This window comes from Vulcanimicrobium alpinum, assembly GCF_027923555.1.
Taxonomy (GTDB): domain Bacteria; phylum Vulcanimicrobiota; class Vulcanimicrobiia; order Vulcanimicrobiales; family Vulcanimicrobiaceae; genus Vulcanimicrobium; species Vulcanimicrobium alpinum.
Genome location: NZ_AP025523.1, coordinates 1,943,726 through 1,964,466 on the forward strand (window position 1 = coordinate 1,943,726; position 20,741 = coordinate 1,964,466).

The window sequence follows — 20,741 nt, forward strand, 5'->3', positions numbered from 1 at the left end:
CGCCGTTGCGGTCTTTTCCGGCTCTGCCGTCCGGCCTTTAGTTGGTGCGGCCGTTGCGCTTCTCTTCGACGAATCCACCCCAGTAGATCAAGGCGACGAGACCGGCGGACATGACGACGAGAAAAAGCGGGATCGCGATATAGTCGGGCACGCAGACTCCTTTCGCGTTCGGATTCGCGCGCTCGCCGCGCGTCCCTTTCCGACATTTGGCGCACTCCCCGAGGCATTCGGCCGAACTCCCTGGTAAAGGCTGCCGCATGCACGCACCGCGTCGCCGCATGCTGTTCGCGCGAGAACGAGAGTCGCGCGCCGCCGCGGCCGCTCGATGCGTTGAAAGCGGCGCCGGCCGCCGGGGTTCGTCTGCGGTGACGGTGCGGCTGTTCGTTGCGGTCGATCTCCTTGCGGAGACGCGTGCTGCCTGCGCGCGCGCAGCGGCGCAGCTGCGCGAGCGCGGCGTCGCAGCACGCTGGACGCCGCCGGAAACTATCACCTGACCGTGGCATTCCTCGGCGACGTCGCACCGGCCCTGATCGAATGGGTTGCCGAAAGCATCCGCGCGGCAGCCGGGCGCAGCGACAGGTTCGCGGTCCCGATCGACCGCGTCGGGACGTTCTCCGTCGGCACCCGCGTGCATGTCATCTGGGCCGGCCCGTCGGATCCGGTCGCCGGCTTCACGCACCGCGTTGAGACGATTCGGGCGGCGCTTGCGCCGCTCGGCTTTTCCTTCGATGCGCACGTAGAACCGCATGTGACCCTCGCGCGCAACGCACGGGGCGGTGCTCTCCCGGCGGTCGATCCGCCCGCAAGCAGCATCGACGCTCGCGCGCTGACGCTGTTCTCTTCGCACCTCGATCCGCACGGAAGCACCTATCACGTCCTCGATCGCTTTCCGCTGCGCTGACGGCTCCGGTCGATGCGAGCAACCGGGCGTAACGTGGGAACAGCGGGCGGGATGGAAGCGCGATCGACGCCGGGCGAAGCATCCCGATATCGCATCGGCAGCGTGCTCGGAGCGGGCGGGATGGCGACCGTCTCGCGCGCCTACGATACGCTGCTGCAGCGCGACGTCGCCGTCAAAACGCTCCCGCCCCGGATCGATTTGGACGGCCCGGCGCGGGAACGGCTGCTCGTCGAGGCGCGCGCCGCCGCCGCGCTCGTCCACCCGAACGTCGTTGCGGTCTACGACGTCCTCGTCGACGAAGGGCCGGCGATCGTGATGGAGTTCGTCGGCGGCGGATCGCTGGCGGCGTTGCTGCGCCGATGCGGTTCGCTCGAACCCCGACGTGCCGTCGTGTATGCGCGACAGATCGCGTCGGCGCTGACGGCAGCCCACGATCGCGGCATCCTCCATCGCGACATCACCGTCGAACATCCTGATCTCGCCGGACGGCGAACGCGCGAAAGTCGCCGACTTCGGAATCGCCAGCCTCGAGAGCAGCGACGAACTGGCGCTCACCCAGCCCGGACGCATGCTCGGGAGCGCGCAGTATTTTTCACCCGAGCAGGCGCAAGGGCTGCCGCTCGCCCCCGCCTCCGATCTGTACAGCCTCGGCGTCGTGCTGCACGAAATGCTGACCGGTTCGCTGCCGTTCGCCGCAAACGATCCGATCGCGAGCGCCGTCGCACACGTGACCGCGCCGACGCCGTCGCGCGAAGCGTTGTCGCGCGCAATGCCGCCGGAGCTCGCCGCGATCGTCCATCGGCTGCTGCGCAAAGACCCCGCGGAGCGATTCACCGCCGCCCGCGATCTCGACGTCGCTCTCGCCGCCGTCGAAGCAGTTCCGCAACGCGCCGCTGATGCGGCCGGTCTTGGGAACATGCCGCATACACGTGCGGCACGCCGCGCTCGCGGAGGATCCGATGCGCCGGCGGCACGCCCTGGTAACGGAGCCGGCGATCCGCATCCCGCTCGCGTTGTTCGCGAACGATCGGACACACCGCCGCTGCACCCCCTTCGCCAGCGAGTGCGCGTTCCGTCAGCAAACCGCACTCCGTTTGCAGCGTGGACGTCGACGACGCGCATGCGGGAATGGACGCGTCACGCGACCGAAGCATTCGCAGAACATCGAACCGCGCTCGTGCTCACCGCGATCGCGGCCGCCCTCGTGTTCGCGATCGTCTGGGCAGGGACGCGGACGCCGGCGATCGCCCTTGCCGACGTGCGCCGCACGCAAGTTCTGCACGCCCGTGCAGCCCTCGCCGCGCGCGGCCTCGTGTCGTCGGCCGTCGAACGCCCGGACGTCGCCGTCCCTGCGGGAAGCGTGATCGATCAGCAGCCGATCGCGGGTACGGCCGTGCATCGCGGTGACCGGGTGCGCCTCGTCGTCAGCAGCGGGCCGCCGCTCGTGACGGTGCCGGAACCGCGCGGCCGCAGCTACGCCGAGGCGCGCGCAGCGCTGGCGCGCCTGCCGCTCGCGTCGACGTTCGAAGCACGCATCTCCGGAGCGCCGGCCGACACGGTGCTGGCCGAGGATCCGCAACCCGGAGCGCACGTGAAACCGGGAAGCGCGGAGATGGTCGTCATCTCGACCGGTCCGCAACCGGCGTTCGACGGCTACGGCGGGTACGATCCCGGCGCAGGACCGGCGGGCCGGCAAAAACACGGCCGTTTCGCCCCCGGCGCGGGAGAAAACGGCGGCGGAGTCGGCGGCGACTGAGCGAGGTCCGACGACGGCGATGAGCGGCGGCGAAAGACGGCGGCGGCGATGACGGCTGCGGCGGAGACGCGGGCGACCGGCGGCGAAAGCATATGCGGTGGACGCACTGCGCGACGATCGTTCAGAATTGCTGCTCGTCCTCGCGCGCGGCTTGCATCAAGCGGGTCTGCCGACCGACACCATCGAGCAGACGCTGCGTGACGTCGCACTGACGCTCGGCGTCATCCTTCAGGTCAACGTCCTCCCGACCAGCATCACGCTCGCCGTCGGTGCGGGCTTCGCGCAGCAATTGGTAATCGTGCGCCTCGAGCCGGGGCAGCTTCATCTTCGCAAGCTCGCGCTTCTCGACGGCGTGCTGGGAACATTGCGATCCGGCGCCGACCCGGCCGCCGTGCTCGCGGAGATCGCCGCAGTCGACACCGTCGAACGTCCGGATCCGGTGCCGATCACGATCGGCGCGTACGCGATGCTCTCGTGCGGAACCGCACTGCTCCTCGGCGGCGCACGCAACGAAGTCGTCGTCTCGACGCTGGGCGGAATTGCGATCGGCGCGATCGCCGCGCTCGCGCAGCGGTCGCGGCGGGTATCGCGCGTGTACGAGATCTCGGCCGCGTTCGTCGCGACGGTGATCGTCGCTCTCTGGGAACGCTTCATCGGACCGATCGCGCTCTACGTGGCGATCATCGCCGGCGTCGTGCAGCTGCTTCCCGGCTATTCGCTGACGACGGCGCTCAGCGAACTCGCGAACCGCAACCTCGTCTCGGGCACCTCGCGTCTGGGCGGCGTCCTGGTCACGTTGCTCTCCCTCGGCTGCGGTTTTGCTCTCGGTGCGGGACTGACGGGAAACGCGATCTTCAACGGCCCGACCGTGAGCCCGGGCCACGTGACGCCGCTGACCACGACGGCCGCTGCCGTGCTCATGGCGCTCGCCATCGCCATGATGCTGCACGCGCGTTATCGCGACCTCGGCTGGATCGTGGCGTCGTGCGGCGCGACGATCGCGCTGGCGCGGACGCTGCCGCTGCTCGGCATCACCCAGACGGCGCCGTTCGCGACCGCGTTTGCGATCGGTCTGCTGGCGACGCTCGCGGCCCGCTATCTGCGCATCCCTCCGCCGATCGTCCTCGTCCCGTCGTTGCTGGTGCTCGTCCCGGGCTCGCTGTCATACGAAAGCTTCCTGTATGTCTTCCAGGCCGACGCCACCGATGCGCTCTCGCTCGCCGTGCGGGCACTGCTCGCCGCCATCCTCATCGTCGCGGGTTTCCTGACCTCGCAGCTCCTCGCCCCCGCGGAACGGCACGCATAGCGCTCCACCGATACCATTGCACCGGACGCCCGTGAGGGGTACGATGCGCTCGACATGGCCTATCTCCGAATCGTCTCGCCGCCGCTCGAACACGCGACCAAACAGCGCCTGGTCGAGGAGCTGACCGCGCTCACCGCGCGCCATTTTCCCGGACGCGAGCCGCAGCGCACCGCGATCCACTTCATCCCATTCGATGAATCAGATTTTGCGAGCGGCGGCCGTTTTGCCGGCGACGACGACACGTACGCCGCGCACCTGGACGCCTCGACGCCGCGGATCGGCGAAGAAACGCGCGCGGCGCTTCTGCGCGAACTCGCCATTGCGCTCTCCGACGTCTTCGCCGACGACGAAGATCAGCGCTGGCACGTCACGGTCCGCCTCCACACCTACGACGCCGATCACGCAGCCTTCGTGGAAGCGGCGGATGCCGGCGACGCCGGTGCTTCCGATATCGACCGGTCCGTCCTGAGCGAGGACGATGAAAGCGACGCGCCCCAGGAAGTCGACGGCGAGGGGCGTCGCGGCGGGGGCTGGCTCCTCTGGGCGGGGTTCGCGATCGGCGCGGTCGCCGCGTATCGTTGGTTGAGCGATCGGCTCGCGACCGACGTCGAAGTGGACGCGGCACCGCCTGTCCGCGATCTGCACGGCGAAGCAGTGGACGCCGGCGAGCCCGATCCGCGCACGTCGACAGCCCCGGCAGCGCCTTCGGACGCCGGACCGTAGGGTCGCGAACGACTGCGTTCCCCGGTCCGCCGGCTCGATCCCGAGAAACGCCGGAAGCCCGCTCGATCATCGCTGATCGGCGGGCTTCTGGTTACGGATTATCTGGCGGCGTCCTACTCTCGAGGGACCCTGCGGTCCGACTACCATCGGCGCTGGCGGGCTTAACTGCCGTGTTCGGGATGGGAACGGGTGGAACCCCGCCGCTATGGCCGCCAGAAACTTGATCCGCACCGCGACGCCGAGCCGAAGCTCGAGGCTAGTCGCGGGCGAAAGCTGCACAGAGAAGAACTTCCATGGGCCAAACGATTGCGTTCATTTAGCGTACTTATTAAGTGTCCGGGCGATTAGTACCGGTCAGCTCCAGCGATTGCTCGCCTTCCACCTCCGGCCTATCAACGTGGTGGTCTCCCACGACCCTTCACTCTTTCGAGGTTGAGATCTCATCTTGAAGTCAGTTTCACGCTTATATGCTTTCAGCGTTTATCTGATCCGAACGTAGATACCCGGCTATGCCGTTGGCACGACAACCGGTTCACCAGCGGTTCGTTCAACCCGGTCCTCTCGTACTAGGGTCGACACTCCTCAAATCTCCTACGCCCACGGCGGATAGGGACCGAACTGTCTCACGACGTTCTGAACCCAGATCGCGTACCGCTTTAATGGGCGAACAGCCCAACCCTTGGGACCTACTACAGCCCCAGGATGCGACGATCCGACATCGAGGTGCCAAACCTCCCCGTCGATGTGGACTCTTGGGGGAGATAAGCCTGTTATCCCCAGAGTAGCTTTTATCCGATAAGCGACGGCCCTTCCATTCGGTACCGCCGGATCACTTAGCCCTACTTTCGTACCTGCTCGACCTGTCCGTCTCGCAGTCAAGCTCCCTTTTGCCTATGCACTCAACGAACGGTTTCTGACCGTTCTGAGGGAACCTTTGGGCGCCTCCGTTACTCTTTAGGAGGCGACCGCCCCAGTCAAACTACCCGCCTGACGCTGTCTCCCGACCGGATTACGGCCGTAGGTTAGAATCCCAAGACTTTCAGGGTGGTATCCCAAGGTTGCCTCCCCGCAAGCTAGCGCCTGCGGATCATCAGCTCCCACCTATCCTGTACAGAAAATCTCAGAACCCAACATCAGGGTATAGTAAAGCTTCATGGGGTCTTTCCGTCCTGCCGCGGGTAACCAGCATCTTCACTGGTACTGCAATTTCGCCGGGCCCCCCATCGAGACAGTGCCCAAGTCGTTACTCCATTCGTGCAGGTCGGAACTTACCCGACAAGGAATTTCGCTACCTTAGGACGGTTATAGTTACCGCCGCCGTTTACTGGGGCTTCAATTCAAAGCTTCGCTTGCGCTAACCTCTCCTTTTAACCTTCCAGCACCGGGCAGGAGTCAGCCCCTATACGTCCGCTTTCGCGTTCGCAGAGACCTGTGTTTTTGTTAAACAGTCGCTTGGGCCTATTCACTGCGACCCCCCTCGGCTTTCGACGCAAGGTCTAGACCAAAAGGGGCACCCCTTCTCCCAAAGTTACGGGGTTAATTTGCCGAGTTCCTTAACAGGGGTTCTCCCGTCGCCTTAGCATGCTCTGCCAGTCTACCAGTGTCGGTTTGCGGTACGGGCACCTATGTCATCGTTAGAGACTTTTCTTGGCAGCGTGGAGTCGATCACTTCGATCCGTAACGAATCTCGCACTCGCATCTCGGGGTTAGCCAGACGGATTTGCCTATCTGACCCCCTACCTGCTTCGACACACATCCGATAGTGTGCTGACCTATCCTCCTGCGTCATCCCATCACTTCATAGACTCTCGTGACCGATGCACGCGACAAACAACCGCGCCGGCTCATCACCGTCGAGGTTCTCGATCGTGTCCATGGGTTCGCGAGAGTCTAAACTGACGTCGGTGGTAGCCGAATATGAACGGCTTGGCCATCGCCTACGCATCTCTGCCTCGGCTTAGGACCCGACTCACCCTGAGACGATTGACGTAGCTCAGGAAACCTTAGACTTCCGGCGTGCAGGGTTCTCACCTGCATTTATCGCTACTTATACCTGCATTCGCACTTGTGGTTCGTCCAGCAGTCCTCACGGTCTGCCTTCAGCCTACGCCACAACGCTCCCCTACCGATGTTTACACATCCCATAGCTTCGGTTCGATGCTTGAGCCCCGTTACATTTTCGGCGCCCCATCACTCGACTAGTGAGCTATTACGCACTCTTTCAAGGGTGGCTGCTTCTAAGCCAACCTCCTAGTTGTCTATGCGACGAGACTTCCTTTACCACTGAGCATCGATTAGGGACCTTAGCTGATGATCTGGGCTGTTTCCCTTTTGACAATGGAGCTTATCCCCCACTGTCTGACTGCCGCGGAGTACGCCGAGGTATTCGGAGTTTGATGGGGTTCGGTAACCCGGTAAGGCCCCTAGCCCTGTCAGTGCTCTACCCCCTCGGTTTAACGCGCGACGCTAGTCCTCAAACTATTTCGGGGAGAACCAGCTATCTCCAAGTTCGATTGGCTTTTCACCCCTATCCACAGGTCATCCAATGTTTTTTCAACAACAACAGGTTCGGCCCTCCACATGAGGTTAATCATGCTTCAGCCTGCCCATGGATAGATCACTTGGTTTCGGGTCTACTGATACAGACGAAACGCCCTATTCAGACTCGCTTTCGCTGCGGCTCCGGCTCATCACCTTAACCATGCCTGTACCACGTAACTCGCAGGTTCATTCTTCAATAGGCACGCGATCAGCCTTGCTTGCGCATGGGCCTTTCACGGTTTGTAAGCACACGGTTTCATGTTCTATTTCACTCCCCTTCGGGGGTTCTTTTCACCTTTCCCTCACGGTACTATGCGCTATCGGTCACGACAGAATATTTAGCCTTGGAAGATGGTCCTCCCAGATTCAGACAGGGTTTCTCGTGCCCCGCCTTACTTACGAACGATCGAGTCAGTCCGAACCATTTCAACTACGGGACTATCACCGTCTTTGGTGCGGCTTTCCAGCCGGCTTCGTCTATGAATCGGATTTTTTACTGACCTCGCGTTGCAGCAAACGCGACTGATCGCCGTGCAACCCCCCTTCACGCAACGCTGCTACGCTTACACGTGCGGGGTTTAGGCTCTTCCCGGTTCGCTCGCCACTACTACGGGAATCTCGGTTGATGTCTTTTCCTCCGGCTACTTAGATGTTTCAGTTCACCGGGTATGCTCTACCGCGACTATTGGATTCATCGCGGAGTACGAGGCCATGACGCCACGTGGGTTGCCCCATTCGGAAATCCTGGGATCATCGCTCGTTGGCAGCTCCCCCAGGCTTATCGCAGCCTGCTACGTCCTTCATCGCCTGTCGTGCCAAGGTATCCACCTGTGTGCTCTTATGTACTTACTAAGACGCGTTCAAAGGAACACAATTTTTGAAATTGCAGCCCATGGCTCTTCACCATGGACCCGCTCTCATGTTTGGCACATGAAAGTTCTTCTCTATGCAGTTTTCAAGGAACGAGGTCGATACTCCGCGGCGCCGGCGATCGCATCGATGAACGAGCGAATCGCAAAAGCGCCTCGAGGCCGAACCCTCAAAGCTGAACAGTGCAGTCCCGACCGTGGTTTCAGCACAAGGCTGACCCTGCGATCATACGGGAGACTCTCGTTGAGAGAGCCGCGCAACCGATGCTGAAAAACATCGGGCTCTTCGTTCTCATCCGACCCTTAGCCAGAACTGGCCGGGCGAACCCCGAACTACGAGCATCGTCTGTGGTCGACCTAGAATGTCCGCCGTCGCGATCGCGCTAGGCGAGATCCAACGACATGGACTCCTTAGAAAGGAGGTGATCCAGCCGCACCTTCCGATACGGCTACCTTGTTACGACTTCGTCCCCCTTACCTAGCACACCTTAGACGCCTTGCTCCTTGCGGTTGCACGGGCGGCTTCGGGTACACTAAACTCAGGTGACGTGACGGGCGGTGTGTACAAGGCCCGGGAACGTATTCAACGCAGCGTAGCTGATCTGCGTTTACTAGCGATTCCGACTTCATGAAGGCGAGTTGCAGCCTTCAATCCGAACTGAGGGCAGGTTTAAGGGATTAGCTTACTATCACTAGCTCGCAACCCGTTGTCCTACCCATTGTAGCACGTGTGTAGCCCCGGACGTAAGGGCCATGCTGACTTGACGTCATCCCCACCTTCCTCCGACTTCTCATCGGCGGTCTCGCGTGAGAGATCCTTGCGGACCAACACACGACGAGGGTTGCGCTCGTTGCGGGACTTAACCCAACACCTCACGGCACGAGCTGACGACAGCCATGCAGCACCTGTCTCTATGTCCCCTTGCGGGGAAGCCCACTTTCATGGGATGGCATAGGATGTCAAGCCCGGGTAAGGTTCTTCGCGTTGCGTCGAATTAAACCACATGCTCCACCGCTTGTGCGGGCCCCCGTCAATTCCTTTGAGTTTTAACCTTGCGGCCGTACTCCCCAGGCGGGATACTTATTGCGTTAGCTGCGGCACATATGGAGTCGATACCACATACACCTAGTATCCATCGTTTACGGCTAGGACTACCGGGGTATCTAATCCCGTTTGCTCCCCTAGCTTTCGCTCCTCAGCGTCAGATCAACCCCAGGTAATCGCCTTCGCCACTGGTGTTCCTCCCGATATCTACGCATTTCACCGCTACACCGGGAATTCCATTACCCTCTGATTGCCTCAAGACCAACAGTATCGGTGCCGTTCCCCGAGTTGAGCCCGGGTCTTTCTTCACCGACTTGCTGATCCGCCTACGAGCGCTTTACGCCCAATGATTCCGAATAACGCTCGCCCCCTACGTCTTACCGCGGCTGCTGGCACGTAGTTAGCCGGGGCTTCCTCCAAGGGTACCGTCATTATCGTCCCCTTCGACAGTGGTTTACGACCCTAAGGCCTTCTTCCCACACGCGGCGTCGCTCCGTCAGGCTTTCGCCCATTGCGGAAAATTCCTCACTGCTGCCTCCCGTAGGAGTCTGGGCCGTCTCTCAGTCCCAGTGTGGCTGGTCGCTCTCTCAAACCAGCTACCCATCGGTGCCATGGTAGGCCGTTACCCCACCATCTAGCTAATGGGACGCGGTCCCGTCATCGAGCGGATTGCTCCTTTTATGGCCAAGAGATGCCTCTCGGACACGTATGCGGTATTAGCTAACCTTTCGGCTAGTTATCCCCCACTCAACGGTAGGTTGACCACGCGTTACTCACCCGTCTGCCACTAGGTATTGCTACCTCGTTCGACTTGCATGTGTTAGGCACGCCGCCAGCGTTAATCCTGAGCCAGGATCAAACTCTCCATAAAATATCATGGAGCTTTTGACAGCTCTATCTTCGCTGACAATTCGCTCGCCGATCACTCGACGAACGTTCGCCCGATCTGCGAAATCGGGCTCGCCGGTGCCTTGCGGCATCCGGCGTCGTCATAAACTTGTTTCGGGACCCGATGCCTTGCTGCGGAACCCCGGTGGAGCCGGGAGGCCGCGACATCGAGCCCTGCTCTCGCGACCGAACAAACAAAAACGCGGCCCATTCGGAACCGCGCACTGCCTGAACGGGCGGAGACCCACAGACTTATGCGCTACTGCACTGTTCAGTTTTCAAGGAACGGACGCTTCCGCCAAGCCCTTTTCGGACCGGATCTTTGACCGCACCGGAGAGGCGAGGCGTCAGAGTCAACGAGGGATAGACTACCACCGCGTGTCTACCATGTCAACACTCCGCGGGGTGGTGTTATCCACAAGTCCATCCACTCGCGATTCCACCGGCTTCTCCACGGCCTTCTGCACAAGTAACTCGGCAGAGCGGCCTGCCGTGTCGCCTCCTTATAAAGCGCGAGGCCTCGCCGCCGGCGCTAGTCCATTCCGGCCGCGAGGTCGTCGGCGGCGTGAGCCGCGATCTTCCGCGAGATCGACTTGCCCTGGCTGAAGAGGAGCAGGTAGTCGTACCCGCCGGCCTTCGAATCGGTCCCGCTCATGTTGAAACCGCCGAACGGCTGCCCGCCCACCAGCGCACCCGTGCACTTGCGGTTCAGGTACAGGTTGCCGACGAAAAACTCGGCCTCGGCCCGCCGCAGCCGCTCCTCGCTGCGGGAAAAGACGGCGCCGGTCAAGCCGAACTCGGTGTCGTTGGCGATCCGCAGGGCGTCATCGTAGTCGGCGGCCTTGATCACCGCCAGCACCGGGCCGAAGATCTCTTCTTGCGCGATCCGCGCCCGCGGGTCAACATCGGCGATCGCGGTCGGTGCGATGTAGAAGCCGTCCCCGGAGATCCGGGTGCCGCCGGTCAGGAGCCGGCCTTCGCCCCGCCCGATCTCGACGTACCCGAGAATCTTGTCGACCGCCTTCTGGTTGATCACCGGGCCGACGTCGGGGTTCGAGGCCGGATCGCCGACCCGCAGGGACTCGACCGCCGGGACGAGCTTGGCGAGGAACGCGTCGTAGACGCGGGCGTCGACGATCGCGCGCGAGCACGCCGAGCACTTCTGGCCGGCGAACCCGTAGGCAGAGACGACGACGCCCGCGACGGCCGCGTCGAGGTCGGCATCGTCGGCGACGACGATCGCGTCCTTGCCGCCCATCTCGGCGATCACGCGTTTGATCCAGCGCTGGCCGGGTGCGGTTTTCGCCGCCAGCTCGTTGATCCGCAGTCCGACTCCCTTCGAGCCGGTGAACGCAATGAAGCGGGTCCGCGGATCGGTGACCAGCTGCTCCCCGACGGTGGGCCCGTCGCCGGGGACGAAGTTCAGGACGCCCGGCGGAAGCCCAAGATCGTGCATCAGGTCGACGAAGTGCGCCGCGATCACCGCGGCGTCCGGGGAGGGCTTGAGGATAGCGGTGTTCCCCGTGACGATCGCCGCCGCCGACATCCCGGCCATGATCGCGAAGGCGAAGTTCCAGGGCGGGATGACGACGCCGACGCCCAGCGGCAGATAGACGAGGCGGTTGCGCTCGCCGGCGATCGGCGTCAGTGGCGGCGGCTCGGCCAGGCGCAGTGCCTCGCGCGCGTAAAACTCGAGAAAGTCGATCGCCTCGGCGGTGTCGGCATCCGCCTCGATCCAGGGCTTGCCGACCTCGAGGACGAGCAGCGCGTTCCAGTCGTCCCTCGTCGCGCGTATCCGCTCGGCGGCGCGGAACAGAAACTCGGCGCGTTCCGCCGCCGGCGTGAACTTCCAGGTGCCGAACCGCTCGGCGGCCGCGTCGAGGGCGCGCGACGCCTGCTCGGGCATTGCTTCGTCCACGTCGCCGACGATCTCGCTCGGGCGCGCCGGATTGACCGACGGGATCGTGCGCCCGCCGTGCAGGCGTTCGCCGTAGATCACCAGCGGGTAGCGGCGACCAAGCCGCTCGCGGGCGCGCGCGATCGCGGCTTCCAGCGACGCACGGTCCGCCGGTGCGGAGAAATCGCGGATCGGTTCGTTGCGGAACGGGGCGGCTGCGCGCGGTGCGATGGTCGTCATGGCCGGAGTCCCTCCGCGCCCGCGCGCGCCGGTCCCTGCCGCACCGCGAACGCGCGGCGGGCACGCGCGGAGTGCGGCGAGAAACGAACGCGACCATGATCTACGACATCGCCGTTGTCGGCGGAGGCATCGTCGGGCTCGCAACGACGCGCGAACTGCTTCTTCGTCATCCGCACCTTCGCGTCGCCAACGTCGAAAAGGAAGACGTCTGGAGCAAGCATCAGACCGGTCACAACAGCGGCGTGATCCACTCCGGCATCTACTACAAGCCGGGTTCGTTCAAAGCGAAGCTGTGCACCGAAGGGCGCAAGCTGGCGTGGGAGTACTGCGATGCGAAGGGGATCGAGTACCGCAACGTCGGCAAGCTGATCGTCGCGACCGACGCATCGGAGCTCGGCCGGCTCGACGACCTCATGGTGCGCGGACAGCAGAACGGTGTCGAAGGGCTCGAGATGCTCGATGCCGCGCAGATCGCCGAACGCGAGCCGCACTGCCGCGGGATCAAAGCGATCTTCTCGCCCGTCACCGGGATCGTCGACTGGGGTCTGGTCGCGCGCACGTACGGCGAGGACGCGAAAGAAGCCGGCGCCGACATGTATCTCGGCCACCTGGTGACCGCGATCGAACGCCGCGGCGGCGTCACCGTGCTGCGGACGCCGAAGGGCGAGATCCAAGCGAAATCGGTGATCACCTGCGGCGGGCTCTACAGCGACCGGCTCGGACGGATGACCGGCGGCGAACGCGATCCGAAGATCGTGCCGTTCCGCGGCGACTATCTGATCCTGAAACCCGAGAAGTCGTACTTGGTGAAAGGGAACATCTACCCCGTGCCGGATCCGGAGTTTCCGTTTCTCGGCGTGCACTTCACGCCGCGCATGGACGGATCGATCTGGCTCGGACCCAACGCCGTCCTCGCGTTCGCGCGCGAAGGCTACTCGTTCTTCGAGATCAATCCGATCGAGTTGTGGGACGCGCTCACGTATCCCGGGTTCTTCAAACTCGCGACGAAGTATTGGAAGACCGGTGCCGGCGAGATGTACCGCGATCTCGTGCGCGACGCGTACGTCCAGGCGCTGCAGCGGTACATTCCGGAACTGCGTCCCGAAGACTGCCTGCCGGGACCGGCCGGAGTCCGCGCGCAGGCGATGGCGGCCGACGGTTCGCTCGTGGACGACTTCGTCTTCGAAGGCAGCGAAGGCGTCGTGCACGTGCGCAACGCGCCCTCACCCGCGGCGACGTCCTCGCTTGCGATCGGGAAATACATCGCCGACGACGCCGAGACGCGCTTCGATCTGAGCAAGCCCGCGATCGGGGTGTGACCCGCGTGCAGGCTCGGCGATGCGGCAAGGCGCGGCACGGCACGAGCGCGTAGGTGTCGAGGATGGCGAACGATTTTGTCGAGGCAGAATGGCTGATCGCGCAGCTCGACGATCCGCGATTGCGCATCGTCGACGCGCGCAGCGTTTCGCACGGGGGCACCGTCGCGATGCCCTCCGGCCGCGAGCAGTTCACCGCTGGGCACATCCCGGGCGCGGTGCATCTCGACTACGCCGAGGATCTCAGCGACGCGTCGACACCGTACGCGATCCGCGTCGCGCCGGCTGAGGCGTTCGCGCGGACGATGTCCGACAGCGGCATCGGCGACGACGCGATCGTCGTCGCCTACGACGCCGGAACGATCCCGTTCGCGGCGCGGATGGTGTGGATGCTGCGCTTCTACGGACACGACGAGGCGTACGTGCTGGCTGGCGGCGTGGATGCGTGGACCGCGGCCGGGATGCCACTCTCGACGAACCCGGCGACGGTGACGCCCGCGCACTTCACCGCGCGGGAGCGGCCGAAACTGCGCGCGTCGCGCGACGAAGTGCTCGCGATCGTCGAAGGACGCGCCTCCGGCACGGTCGTCGAAACACAGCGCAATCAGACCTACGCGCAGCGCGATCGCGACATCGCGAACGCCGTGCGGATCAGCGGGAACGACCTGCTCGAGGACGCGCGCGGCGGACGCGTCGCCGATCCCGCGACGCTCGAGCGGCTGGTACGCGCGGCGCGGCTGAACAAAGAGGGACGCACCATCGTCACGTGCGGGAGCGGCGTGTCGGCCTCGGGCGCGTGGCTCGCGCTGCGCGCCGCCGGCCTCGACGACGTGGCGGTGTACGACGGCTCGTGGATGGAATGGGAACACGACGGTCTGCCGTCGGTTCCGAAAGCGGGAGCGTAGCCGTTATTCGTCGGGCCGCGCGAAAGCGACGATCTGGTCGGCTTCGCGATGGTTCGTCCAGAAGCGGTTGCCGTCGAACGCGAGCGCGCGCGCCGGAAACGGAACGACAGCCAGGTCGTCGCAGCGCGGCGTATCACCTCGCGCATCGACGCGGGTGAGCCAATAGGGTCCGGCGTCTTCGTCGTCGGTCGTCATCAGATAGAAGCGGCCGTCGACGACCACCTGACCGCAGATGCCGTGCGGCACGTCGATTGCGCTCAGCGCCGCACCGCGCTCGTCGACCGCGACGATGCGCTTGCGATACCACTGGCTGACGTAGAGGACGTCACCGTCCCAGCCCAACTGCGATCCGGTGTCCTCGGGCGCAGCAAATGCCCCGTCGTTTTTGATGCCGTGGCCGGGGATGAAGCGCCGGATCGCCCGCGTGTCGTCGGGCTCGTCGCCGGTGAGCACGCGCAGCTCGTCGCCGACGACGGTCATCCCCCACGGCTTCCCCGGCAGCGTCCCTTCGTCGCGCGACGATCACGACAGCGGATCGACCGAGTAGAGCCGATTGGTCACGATCGAACCGAACCACAGCCGTTCGCCGTCGAACGCGAGCGCTTGCGGTTTCGGCGCGGGCGCCGGCATCCGGCGCACTTCCTCGATGGTCTTCACCGGCCGCGGCTTCGGCTCGCGGCGAATCACCGCCTCGCCGCCGGGCGCCCGATGCCGCGCAGCGTCAGGGTTTGAGCGTCACCGGCGGCGAGCCCGCCGAGAGGCCGCCGTCCACACCGAGGATCTGGCCGGTGGTCCAGGCCGACGCGTCGGAGAGAAAGTACATCGCCGCGGCGGCGATGTCGCCCGGTTCGCCGATGCGTCCGAGCGGGTGCATCGCAACCGACGCTTTGAGCGTCATCTCGTTCTCCCACAGCGAACGGGAGAGCGGCGTCCGCGTGAGTGCGGGCGCGACCGCGTTGACGCGGATTCCGTAGCGCGCGTAGGAGATCGATGCGCTGCGCACGAGTCCTTCGATCGCGCTCTTGGCGGCGGCGATCGTCTCGTGATTCGGCAGCCCCGTCGACGCGGCGACCGTCGAGAACAACACGACGCTGCCGCGGCGGCGGCGCATCATCAGCGGCATCACCGCCTTCAGCGCGATGAACGCGCTCGTCGCATTCGTTTCAAAGGTTGTGCGCCAGTCTTCGAGCGACGTCGCGTGCAGCGGGCGCAGGAAGACGCTGCCGACCGCGTGCGCGAAGCCGTCGATCTCGCCGACATCGGTTTCGATGCGCTTCACGGTGTCGGCGAAGGCCTCGGCGTCGAGGACGTCGGCGGGGAACGCGTGCGCGCCCGTTTCATCGGCGACCGCGTTCAGGCGTTCGACGCTCCGCGCGACGATCGCGACGTTTGCTCCTTGAGCGCGAAGGCGACGCGCGAGTTCCGCTCCGATGCCGCCGGAGCCGCCGGTGATGAGGACCGTTTGCACGCACTTTTGACGCCGTGCGGGCGCGTTGCGTGGCGCAACGATCCGGCAAGCGTTCTCCGCGCGATTCGGCTGCGCTTCGACGGGCTCAGCGTGACGGGGCGGTTAGACGCCCAGGTAGGCTTTCTTCACTTGCGGATCGTCGAGCAGCTGCTCCGAGGGACCGCTGAGCGTGATGCGGCCGGTCTCGAGAACGTACGCGCGGGTGCTCACCTCGAGCGCGGTCTGCACGTCCTGCTCGACGATCAGGATCGAGACGCCGGTCGCGTGGATCTGCTGGAGCAGTCCGATGAGCGTGTCGACGAGAACCGGCGCGAGCCCCAGCGACATCTCATCGATCAGCAGCACCTGCGGACGCGCCATGAGCGCGCGCGCAATCGCGACCTGCTGCTGTTCGCCGCCGGAGAGCCGGCCGGCGAGGAAATCGTAGCGCTCGCGCAGGCGCGGGAGCATCGCCAGGATCTTCTCGAGATCGGCGTCGACCTCGCGATCGCTGCGCAGGTACGCGCCCATGCGCAGGTTGTCTTCGACCGTCAGCGAGCCGAAGAGGCGACGGCCTTGCGGCACTTGCAGCACGCCGGCCCGCACGATGCGGTCGGGCTGCAGCCCCGTGAGCGTCACGTCGCCGAAGCGCGCGCTCCCGCTCCACGTCTTCACGATCCCGGAGAGCGCGCCCAGCAGCGTCGACTTTCCCGCGCCGTTCGAGCCGATCAGCGCGATGATCTCGCCCGGCTCCACCCGCATCGAGACGTCCCACAGCACCTGCGTGTCGCCGTACCCGGCGTTCAGCGCGTCGACGACGAGCGGACGCGTCGCGGCCGATGTTGCGGCCGCCGCGCTCACGGGCGGCCCTCCGGATGCATCCGCAACGCCGCCGCGCGTTCCGCTTCGATCTCCCGCAGCTGCTCCTGGCGCTTCGCCCAGCGCGATCCGAGATACGCTTCGATCACTTGCGGCGACCCGAGCACATCGGCCGGTGCGCCTTCGGCGATCTTGCGGCCTTCGGCCAGCACGACGATGCTCGTGGAGATCGAGACGATCGCCTTCATCAAGTGCTCGACGACGATGAGCGTGACGCCGCGCGCGTTCACCGTGCGCAGCAGCTCGAGCGCTTCGTCGACCTCGGTGGCGTTGAGCCCGGCCATCACTTCGTCGAGCAGCAGGACGTCGGGATCAAGCGCGAGCGCCTTCGCGACCTCGAGCCGCTTGCGATCCGGGATGGTGAGTTCGCTGGCGGGACGGTCGGCGACGCCGGCCAGGCCGACGATCTCCAGCAGTTCTTCCGCGCGCTCGAACGATCCGCGGGTGGAGCGTTGGTCGCTGTGCCGGCCGTACATCGCGCCGACGGCGACGTTTTCACGGACGCTCAGGCTCGCGAACGGCTTCACGATCTGAAACGTCCGCGCGATCCCCAGATGGCAGACGTCGTGGGTGGGAACGTCGGCGATGCGTTTGCCGCCGTACGTGACCGCGCCGGTCGTCGGTTTGTAGACGCCGCTGATCACGTTCATCAGCGTCGTTTTGCCCGAGCCGTTGGGACCGATCAGGCCGAGCACGGAGCCGCGTTGGACGTCGAACGAGACCTCGCTGAGTGCCCAAAGGCCGCCGAAGCGCATCCCGACGTCCTCGATGCGCAGCGCGATCTCGCTCATGCTTTATAGACCGAGAGGCTCTTGAGCCAGGTACGCGCGCCGCCGCGCAGGCCGAACAGCCACACCAGGCCGCGCGGGAGCAGCAGCACGACCAGCACGATCATCGCGCCGAAAAACAGCGAGTGGATCTTGATGAAGAACCGCTGCAGAATCTCGTTGACGCCGGAGAGGATCAATGCGCCGATGAACGGACCGGCGACCGTCCCGATGCCGCCGAGGATGCACATGACGATCGGAAAGACGTTCGCGTCTTCGGCGAACGCGATGCTGGGATCGACGAAGCCGTTGGCCGGCGCAAACACCGCGCCGGCGGCGCCGGCGATCGCGGCGCTGAGCGCCCACGCGATGATTTTGTAACGGGTCGCCGAGATGCCGAGTACCGCGGCGGCGTCTTCGTTTTCGCGAATCGCGACGAACGCGTAGCCGAGCTTCGAGCGCGCGATGAAGAACGTCGCGGCGAGCGCGCCGGCGGCGACGATCCACGCCGCATAGTAGTACACGGCGAAGTGCGCATCGTCGACCTGCTTCACCGCGAGCCCGCCCGTGCCGCCGAACGCGTCGAGGTTGCCGACGATATCGGTGATTGCCAGCGCCAAGCCCAGCGTCGCGATCCCGAAGTAGTGGCCTTTCAAGCGCAGCACCGGCAAGCCGACGAGCGCGGCGAACGCCGCGTTCAGCACGCACGCCAGCGCGACGCCGAGGACGAGCTGCAGGTTGCGGTCGCCGATCCCGTGCGCGTCGAGCCACGACTGCGAGAGCGCTGCGCAGTACGTCCCCAGCCCGTAGAACGCGACGTTGCCGAACGAGACGTAGCCGGTGTAGCCGCCGATGAGGTTCCAGCCGTACGTCAGCGCGACCGAGATCAGGATCGAGCGGAACAGCGTCTGATAGCCCGGCAGCACCGCGGGGACCGCGAGCAGCAGCACCAGCAGCACCAGAGAAACCCAGAGCGCCGCCGGGCTCCCGGTGATCCCGCCCAGCCCGATCCGCCGCAGGACGGTCGCTGTCGACGCGCGTTCGCCCGGCGCTCGACCGACCGTCACGCGGTCGCGCGGCCCATGATGCCGGTCGGGCGCACGATCAGAACGATCAGCAGCACGATCAGCGCGACGGCATCCTGCAGGCCGGTGCCGCTGACGTGCTGACTCCCGATCGTGAAGTCGATCTGCGACGCGAACGCCTCCACGATGCCGTAGGTCAAGCCGCCGACGAGCGCGCCTTCGACCGACCCGAGGCCGCCCAGAACGCACACGACGAAGGCCTTGATGAGAAACGGCTGGCCCATCGTCGGGTTGAGCGAGTACGAGAGCGAAACGAGCGTCCCGGCGACGCCGGCGAGCCCCGCGCCCAAGCCGTAGACGATGGCGTAGATCTGCGTGACGCGCACGCCGGTCAATTGGGCTGCGCCGATATCCATCGACGTCGCACGGATCGCACGGCCGGTTTTCGAGCGGGTCAGCCAGATCTGCATGGCCGCGGTGATCGCGAGCGCCGCGCCGAGCGTGTACAGCTTCACCCACGGAATCGTGATCCCGGCGAGGGTGAAGTTGGTCCCCGAGTACGGCGGCGTCACGCCGCGCGTGTCGCCGGTCCAGATCAGCAGCGCGATGTTGACCAGCAGCAGCGAGAGCCCGAACGTCAGCAGGAACGTCGTGAGCACCGGAGCGCGCGCGACCCAGTTGATGATGTACCGCTGGATCAGATAGCCCAGCGCAAAGAGAACGACGAACGAGACGGGGAGCGAGAGGAACGGATCGACGTGGAAGCTCGCGAACAGCTGATACGTCACGTACGCGCCGAGCATGATGTACGCACCGTGCGCGAGGTTGATGATGTTCATGATCCCCCACACGAGGGAAAAGCCGAGCGCAACGACGGCCAGGATCCCGCCCGCGAGGATACCGTTGACGAGATCCTGAGCCAGCAGATGCACGTGCTGCCGCCCTCTAGCGCTCGCCCCACGGCGGCGTCGGATACTTCGGCGGCGCCGCGGCGAGCCCGGACGGCCACACCGTCACCAGCTTCTGATTCTGGATCTGGTTGACGACCATCGGCTTGAACACGTTGAGCCCGCGGCTGTCGAACTTCAGGATGCCGTAGAACGTCACTTGGTCGAGTTTGGTCAGCGCGTTGCGCACTTTCTCGGGTTCGAGCGATCCCGCTTTCTCGATCGCGTATTGGAACGCCAGGCACGTCGCGGTCGATTCGGCGTCGTGGTAGTCGGGGCGGTGATGGTAGACCTTGTCGAACGCCTCGGCGTACTCGCGCGCGGTACGGTAGAACCCGGGGTCGCCCTTGTATTTCACGGCCTCCGACCACTGCGCGCCGCCGTAGACGCCGTTCGCATCTTTCCCGAGCGTATTGGTGAAGTCGGGCGTGTCGGGTCCCACCGAGTAGCCGTAGATCTTCGCCGACACGTTCTGTTCTTTGAGCCCCTTCTGCACCAGCAGCGCGTCCTGCAGATGACCCGCGTTGAGGATGATGTCGGGGTTCGTCGCTTTCAGCGCCGAGACGATCGACGAGACGTCGGTTGCGGTGTCGGGATATTTGTTGTTATACACGACCTTCAGGCCGTGCGCCGCGGCCCAGTCGGCCGCACCCTGCGCGACCTCTTGCGAGAACGCGTCGCTCGCCGCGGTGATCGCAACGGTCTGCGGGCGCGGCTTCTGCTTGGTCGCCATCTCGAGCACGCCTTCGAGGTAGCGGCGCGCCGGCGAGAGGACGCCGAACGTGTAGCGGAAGCCCTGGCTGAAGATCTTCTCGGCGGCGCCGTTGCCTTCGACCATCGGGATCTTCTTGCGCTCGACCATCTGCGCGACGGTGAACGCCGTCCCCGAACCGTACGGCCCGAGGATGAAGTTGACGTGATCCTGGTCGATCAAACGCTCCGCGAGCTGCGCGGCCGTCGCCGGCTTCGACTCATCGTCGTAATACTTGATCTCGACCTTATACGATTTGCTGCCGACCTTGATCCCGCCGTGGCTGTTGACGTAATCTTTCCAGAACTCGTAGCCCTCTTGCGTGAGGTGCCCTTCTTTGGTCAGCGAGCCCGTGAGCGAGACGGGTGACCCGAACACGATCGTGTCGCCGGCGGCGGAGACGGGTGCGATGGGCGCGGTCAGCGTCGTGCAGAGCACGAGCGCACCAAGCGCCGCTGTACGACGAAACATCATCGATGCGGAACCTCGGACGGGAAGCAAACTTCGTGCGACGATGCGCCCCGGTGCGAATGATTCC

At 64.8% G+C, this 20,741-nt stretch carries 16 protein-coding genes, 3 rRNA genes and 2 pseudogenes; 9 read left to right on the plus strand and 12 right to left on the minus strand.

Going from position 1 to position 20,741, the window contains the following annotated elements; all coding sequences use genetic code 11:
• The first annotated feature begins 365 nt into the window (after positions 1–365).
• The 7 genes and pseudogenes from WPS_RS18195 to WPS_RS10020 all read left to right on the plus strand — a co-directional run bounded on the left by WPS_RS18195 (position 366) and on the right by WPS_RS10020 (position 4,686).
• A complete protein-coding gene (locus WPS_RS18195) occupies positions 366–494 on the plus strand; it encodes a 2'-5' RNA ligase family protein (RefSeq protein ID WP_405054877.1) in 129 nt (42 codons plus the stop codon).
• Positions 495–496: 2 nt separating this feature from the next.
• A complete protein-coding gene (locus WPS_RS18200) occupies positions 497–901 on the plus strand; it encodes a 2'-5' RNA ligase family protein (protein ID WP_405054878.1) in 405 nt (134 codons plus the stop codon).
• 120 nt (positions 902–1,021) lie between these two features.
• Positions 1,022–1,303, plus strand: a pseudogene (locus WPS_RS18205) (protein kinase); the annotation flags it as partial.
• A 115-nt stretch (positions 1,304–1,418) separates the two neighbouring features.
• Positions 1,419–1,682, plus strand: a pseudogene (locus tag WPS_RS18210) (protein kinase domain-containing protein); the annotation flags it as partial.
• Between the two features lie 396 nt (positions 1,683–2,078).
• Entirely contained in the window at positions 2,079–2,657 is a 579-nt protein-coding gene (locus tag WPS_RS10010; RefSeq protein WP_317994361.1) for a PASTA domain-containing protein, read from the plus strand.
• Positions 2,658–2,754: 97 nt separating this feature from the next.
• A complete protein-coding gene (locus WPS_RS10015; protein ID WP_317994362.1) occupies positions 2,755–3,963 on the plus strand; it encodes a threonine/serine exporter family protein in 1,209 nt (402 codons plus the stop codon).
• Between the two features lie 54 nt (positions 3,964–4,017).
• Entirely contained in the window at positions 4,018–4,686 is a 669-nt protein-coding gene (locus WPS_RS10020; protein ID WP_317994363.1) for a tautomerase family protein, read from the plus strand.
• A gap of 100 nt (positions 4,687–4,786) precedes the next feature.
• Here WPS_RS10020 and rrf read toward each other — a convergent pair.
• The 4 genes from rrf to pruA form a co-directional block, all read right to left on the minus strand.
• Positions 4,787–4,903: ribosomal RNA gene (gene rrf / locus WPS_RS10025) — 5S ribosomal RNA — on the minus strand.
• 107 nt (positions 4,904–5,010) lie between these two features.
• A 23S ribosomal RNA gene (locus WPS_RS10030) occupies positions 5,011–8,079 on the minus strand.
• Between the two features lie 432 nt (positions 8,080–8,511).
• Positions 8,512–10,012 (minus strand): 16S ribosomal RNA (locus WPS_RS10035).
• Together the 16S, 23S and 5S rRNA genes form the textbook arrangement of a ribosomal RNA operon.
• 549 nt (positions 10,013–10,561) lie before the next feature.
• On the minus strand, positions 10,562–12,166 hold the full coding sequence (pruA, locus tag WPS_RS10040) for an L-glutamate gamma-semialdehyde dehydrogenase (protein WP_405054952.1): 1,605 nt from the start codon (positions 12,164–12,166) through the stop codon (positions 10,562–10,564).
• Between the two features lie 95 nt (positions 12,167–12,261).
• Between pruA and lhgO the strand changes: the two genes are divergently transcribed.
• A complete protein-coding gene (gene lhgO / locus WPS_RS10045; RefSeq protein WP_317994365.1) occupies positions 12,262–13,485 on the plus strand; it encodes an L-2-hydroxyglutarate oxidase in 1,224 nt (407 codons plus the stop codon).
• Between the two features lie 62 nt (positions 13,486–13,547).
• Complete coding sequence (locus WPS_RS10050) at positions 13,548–14,387, plus strand: sulfurtransferase (protein ID WP_317994366.1); 840 nt, start codon at positions 13,548–13,550, stop codon at positions 14,385–14,387.
• Between the two features lie 3 nt (positions 14,388–14,390).
• Here the strand turns inward: WPS_RS10050 and WPS_RS10055 are convergent, their stop codons facing one another.
• From WPS_RS10055 to WPS_RS10090, 8 genes are all read right to left on the minus strand, one after another.
• Positions 14,391–14,867 carry a hypothetical protein gene (locus tag WPS_RS10055; RefSeq protein ID WP_317994367.1) on the minus strand — a complete coding sequence of 159 codons (477 nt, stop codon included), beginning with the start codon at positions 14,865–14,867 and terminating at the stop codon, positions 14,391–14,393.
• A 42-nt stretch (positions 14,868–14,909) separates the two neighbouring features.
• On the minus strand, positions 14,910–15,044 hold the full coding sequence (locus WPS_RS10060) for a hypothetical protein (RefSeq protein ID WP_317994368.1): 135 nt from the start codon (positions 15,042–15,044) through the stop codon (positions 14,910–14,912).
• A gap of 64 nt (positions 15,045–15,108) precedes the next feature.
• Positions 15,109–15,855, minus strand: a complete 747-nt coding sequence (locus WPS_RS10065) for an SDR family NAD(P)-dependent oxidoreductase (RefSeq protein WP_317994369.1) — start codon at positions 15,853–15,855, stop codon at positions 15,109–15,111.
• Positions 15,856–15,957: 102 nt separating this feature from the next.
• Entirely contained in the window at positions 15,958–16,695 is a 738-nt protein-coding gene (locus WPS_RS10070) for an ABC transporter ATP-binding protein (RefSeq protein WP_317994370.1), read from the minus strand.
• The gene (locus WPS_RS10075) at positions 16,692–17,504 is read right to left on the minus strand and encodes an ABC transporter ATP-binding protein (protein ID WP_317994371.1); all 813 of its coding nucleotides are present in this window, start codon (positions 17,502–17,504) and stop codon (positions 16,692–16,694) included. Before WPS_RS10075 ends, WPS_RS10070 begins: the two co-directional genes overlap by 4 nt.
• Complete coding sequence (locus tag WPS_RS10080) at positions 17,501–18,547, minus strand: branched-chain amino acid ABC transporter permease (RefSeq protein WP_317994372.1); 1,047 nt, start codon at positions 18,545–18,547, stop codon at positions 17,501–17,503. Before WPS_RS10080 ends, WPS_RS10075 begins: the two co-directional genes overlap by 4 nt.
• On the minus strand, positions 18,544–19,437 hold the full coding sequence (locus WPS_RS10085; RefSeq protein ID WP_317994373.1) for a branched-chain amino acid ABC transporter permease: 894 nt from the start codon (positions 19,435–19,437) through the stop codon (positions 18,544–18,546). Before WPS_RS10085 ends, WPS_RS10080 begins: the two co-directional genes overlap by 4 nt.
• 13 nt (positions 19,438–19,450) lie before the next feature.
• The gene (locus WPS_RS10090; protein WP_317994374.1) at positions 19,451–20,677 is read right to left on the minus strand and encodes an amino acid ABC transporter substrate-binding protein; all 1,227 of its coding nucleotides are present in this window, start codon (positions 20,675–20,677) and stop codon (positions 19,451–19,453) included.
• Between the last annotated feature and the right edge of the window lie 64 nt (positions 20,678–20,741).

What these genes read in the sequence shown, in the direction of transcription:
- pruA (WP_405054952.1), bottom strand. Translation starts at nt 12,166, where the DNA reads ATGACGACCATCGCACCGCGCGCAGCCGCCCCGTTCCGCAACGAACCG.
- WPS_RS10090 (WP_317994374.1), bottom strand. Translation starts at nt 20,677, where the DNA reads ATGATGTTTCGTCGTACAGCGGCGCTTGGTGCGCTCGTGCTCTGCACG.
- lhgO (WP_317994365.1), top strand. Translation starts at nt 12,262, where the DNA reads ATGATCTACGACATCGCCGTTGTCGGCGGAGGCATCGTCGGGCTCGCA.
- WPS_RS10075 (WP_317994371.1), bottom strand. Translation starts at nt 17,504, where the DNA reads ATGAGCGAGATCGCGCTGCGCATCGAGGACGTCGGGATGCGCTTCGGC.
- WPS_RS10050 (WP_317994366.1), top strand. Translation starts at nt 13,548, where the DNA reads ATGGCGAACGATTTTGTCGAGGCAGAATGGCTGATCGCGCAGCTCGAC.
- WPS_RS10055 (WP_317994367.1), bottom strand. Translation starts at nt 14,867, where the DNA reads ATGACCGTCGTCGGCGACGAGCTGCGCGTGCTCACCGGCGACGAGCCC.
- WPS_RS10020 (WP_317994363.1), top strand. Translation starts at nt 4,018, where the DNA reads ATGGCCTATCTCCGAATCGTCTCGCCGCCGCTCGAACACGCGACCAAA.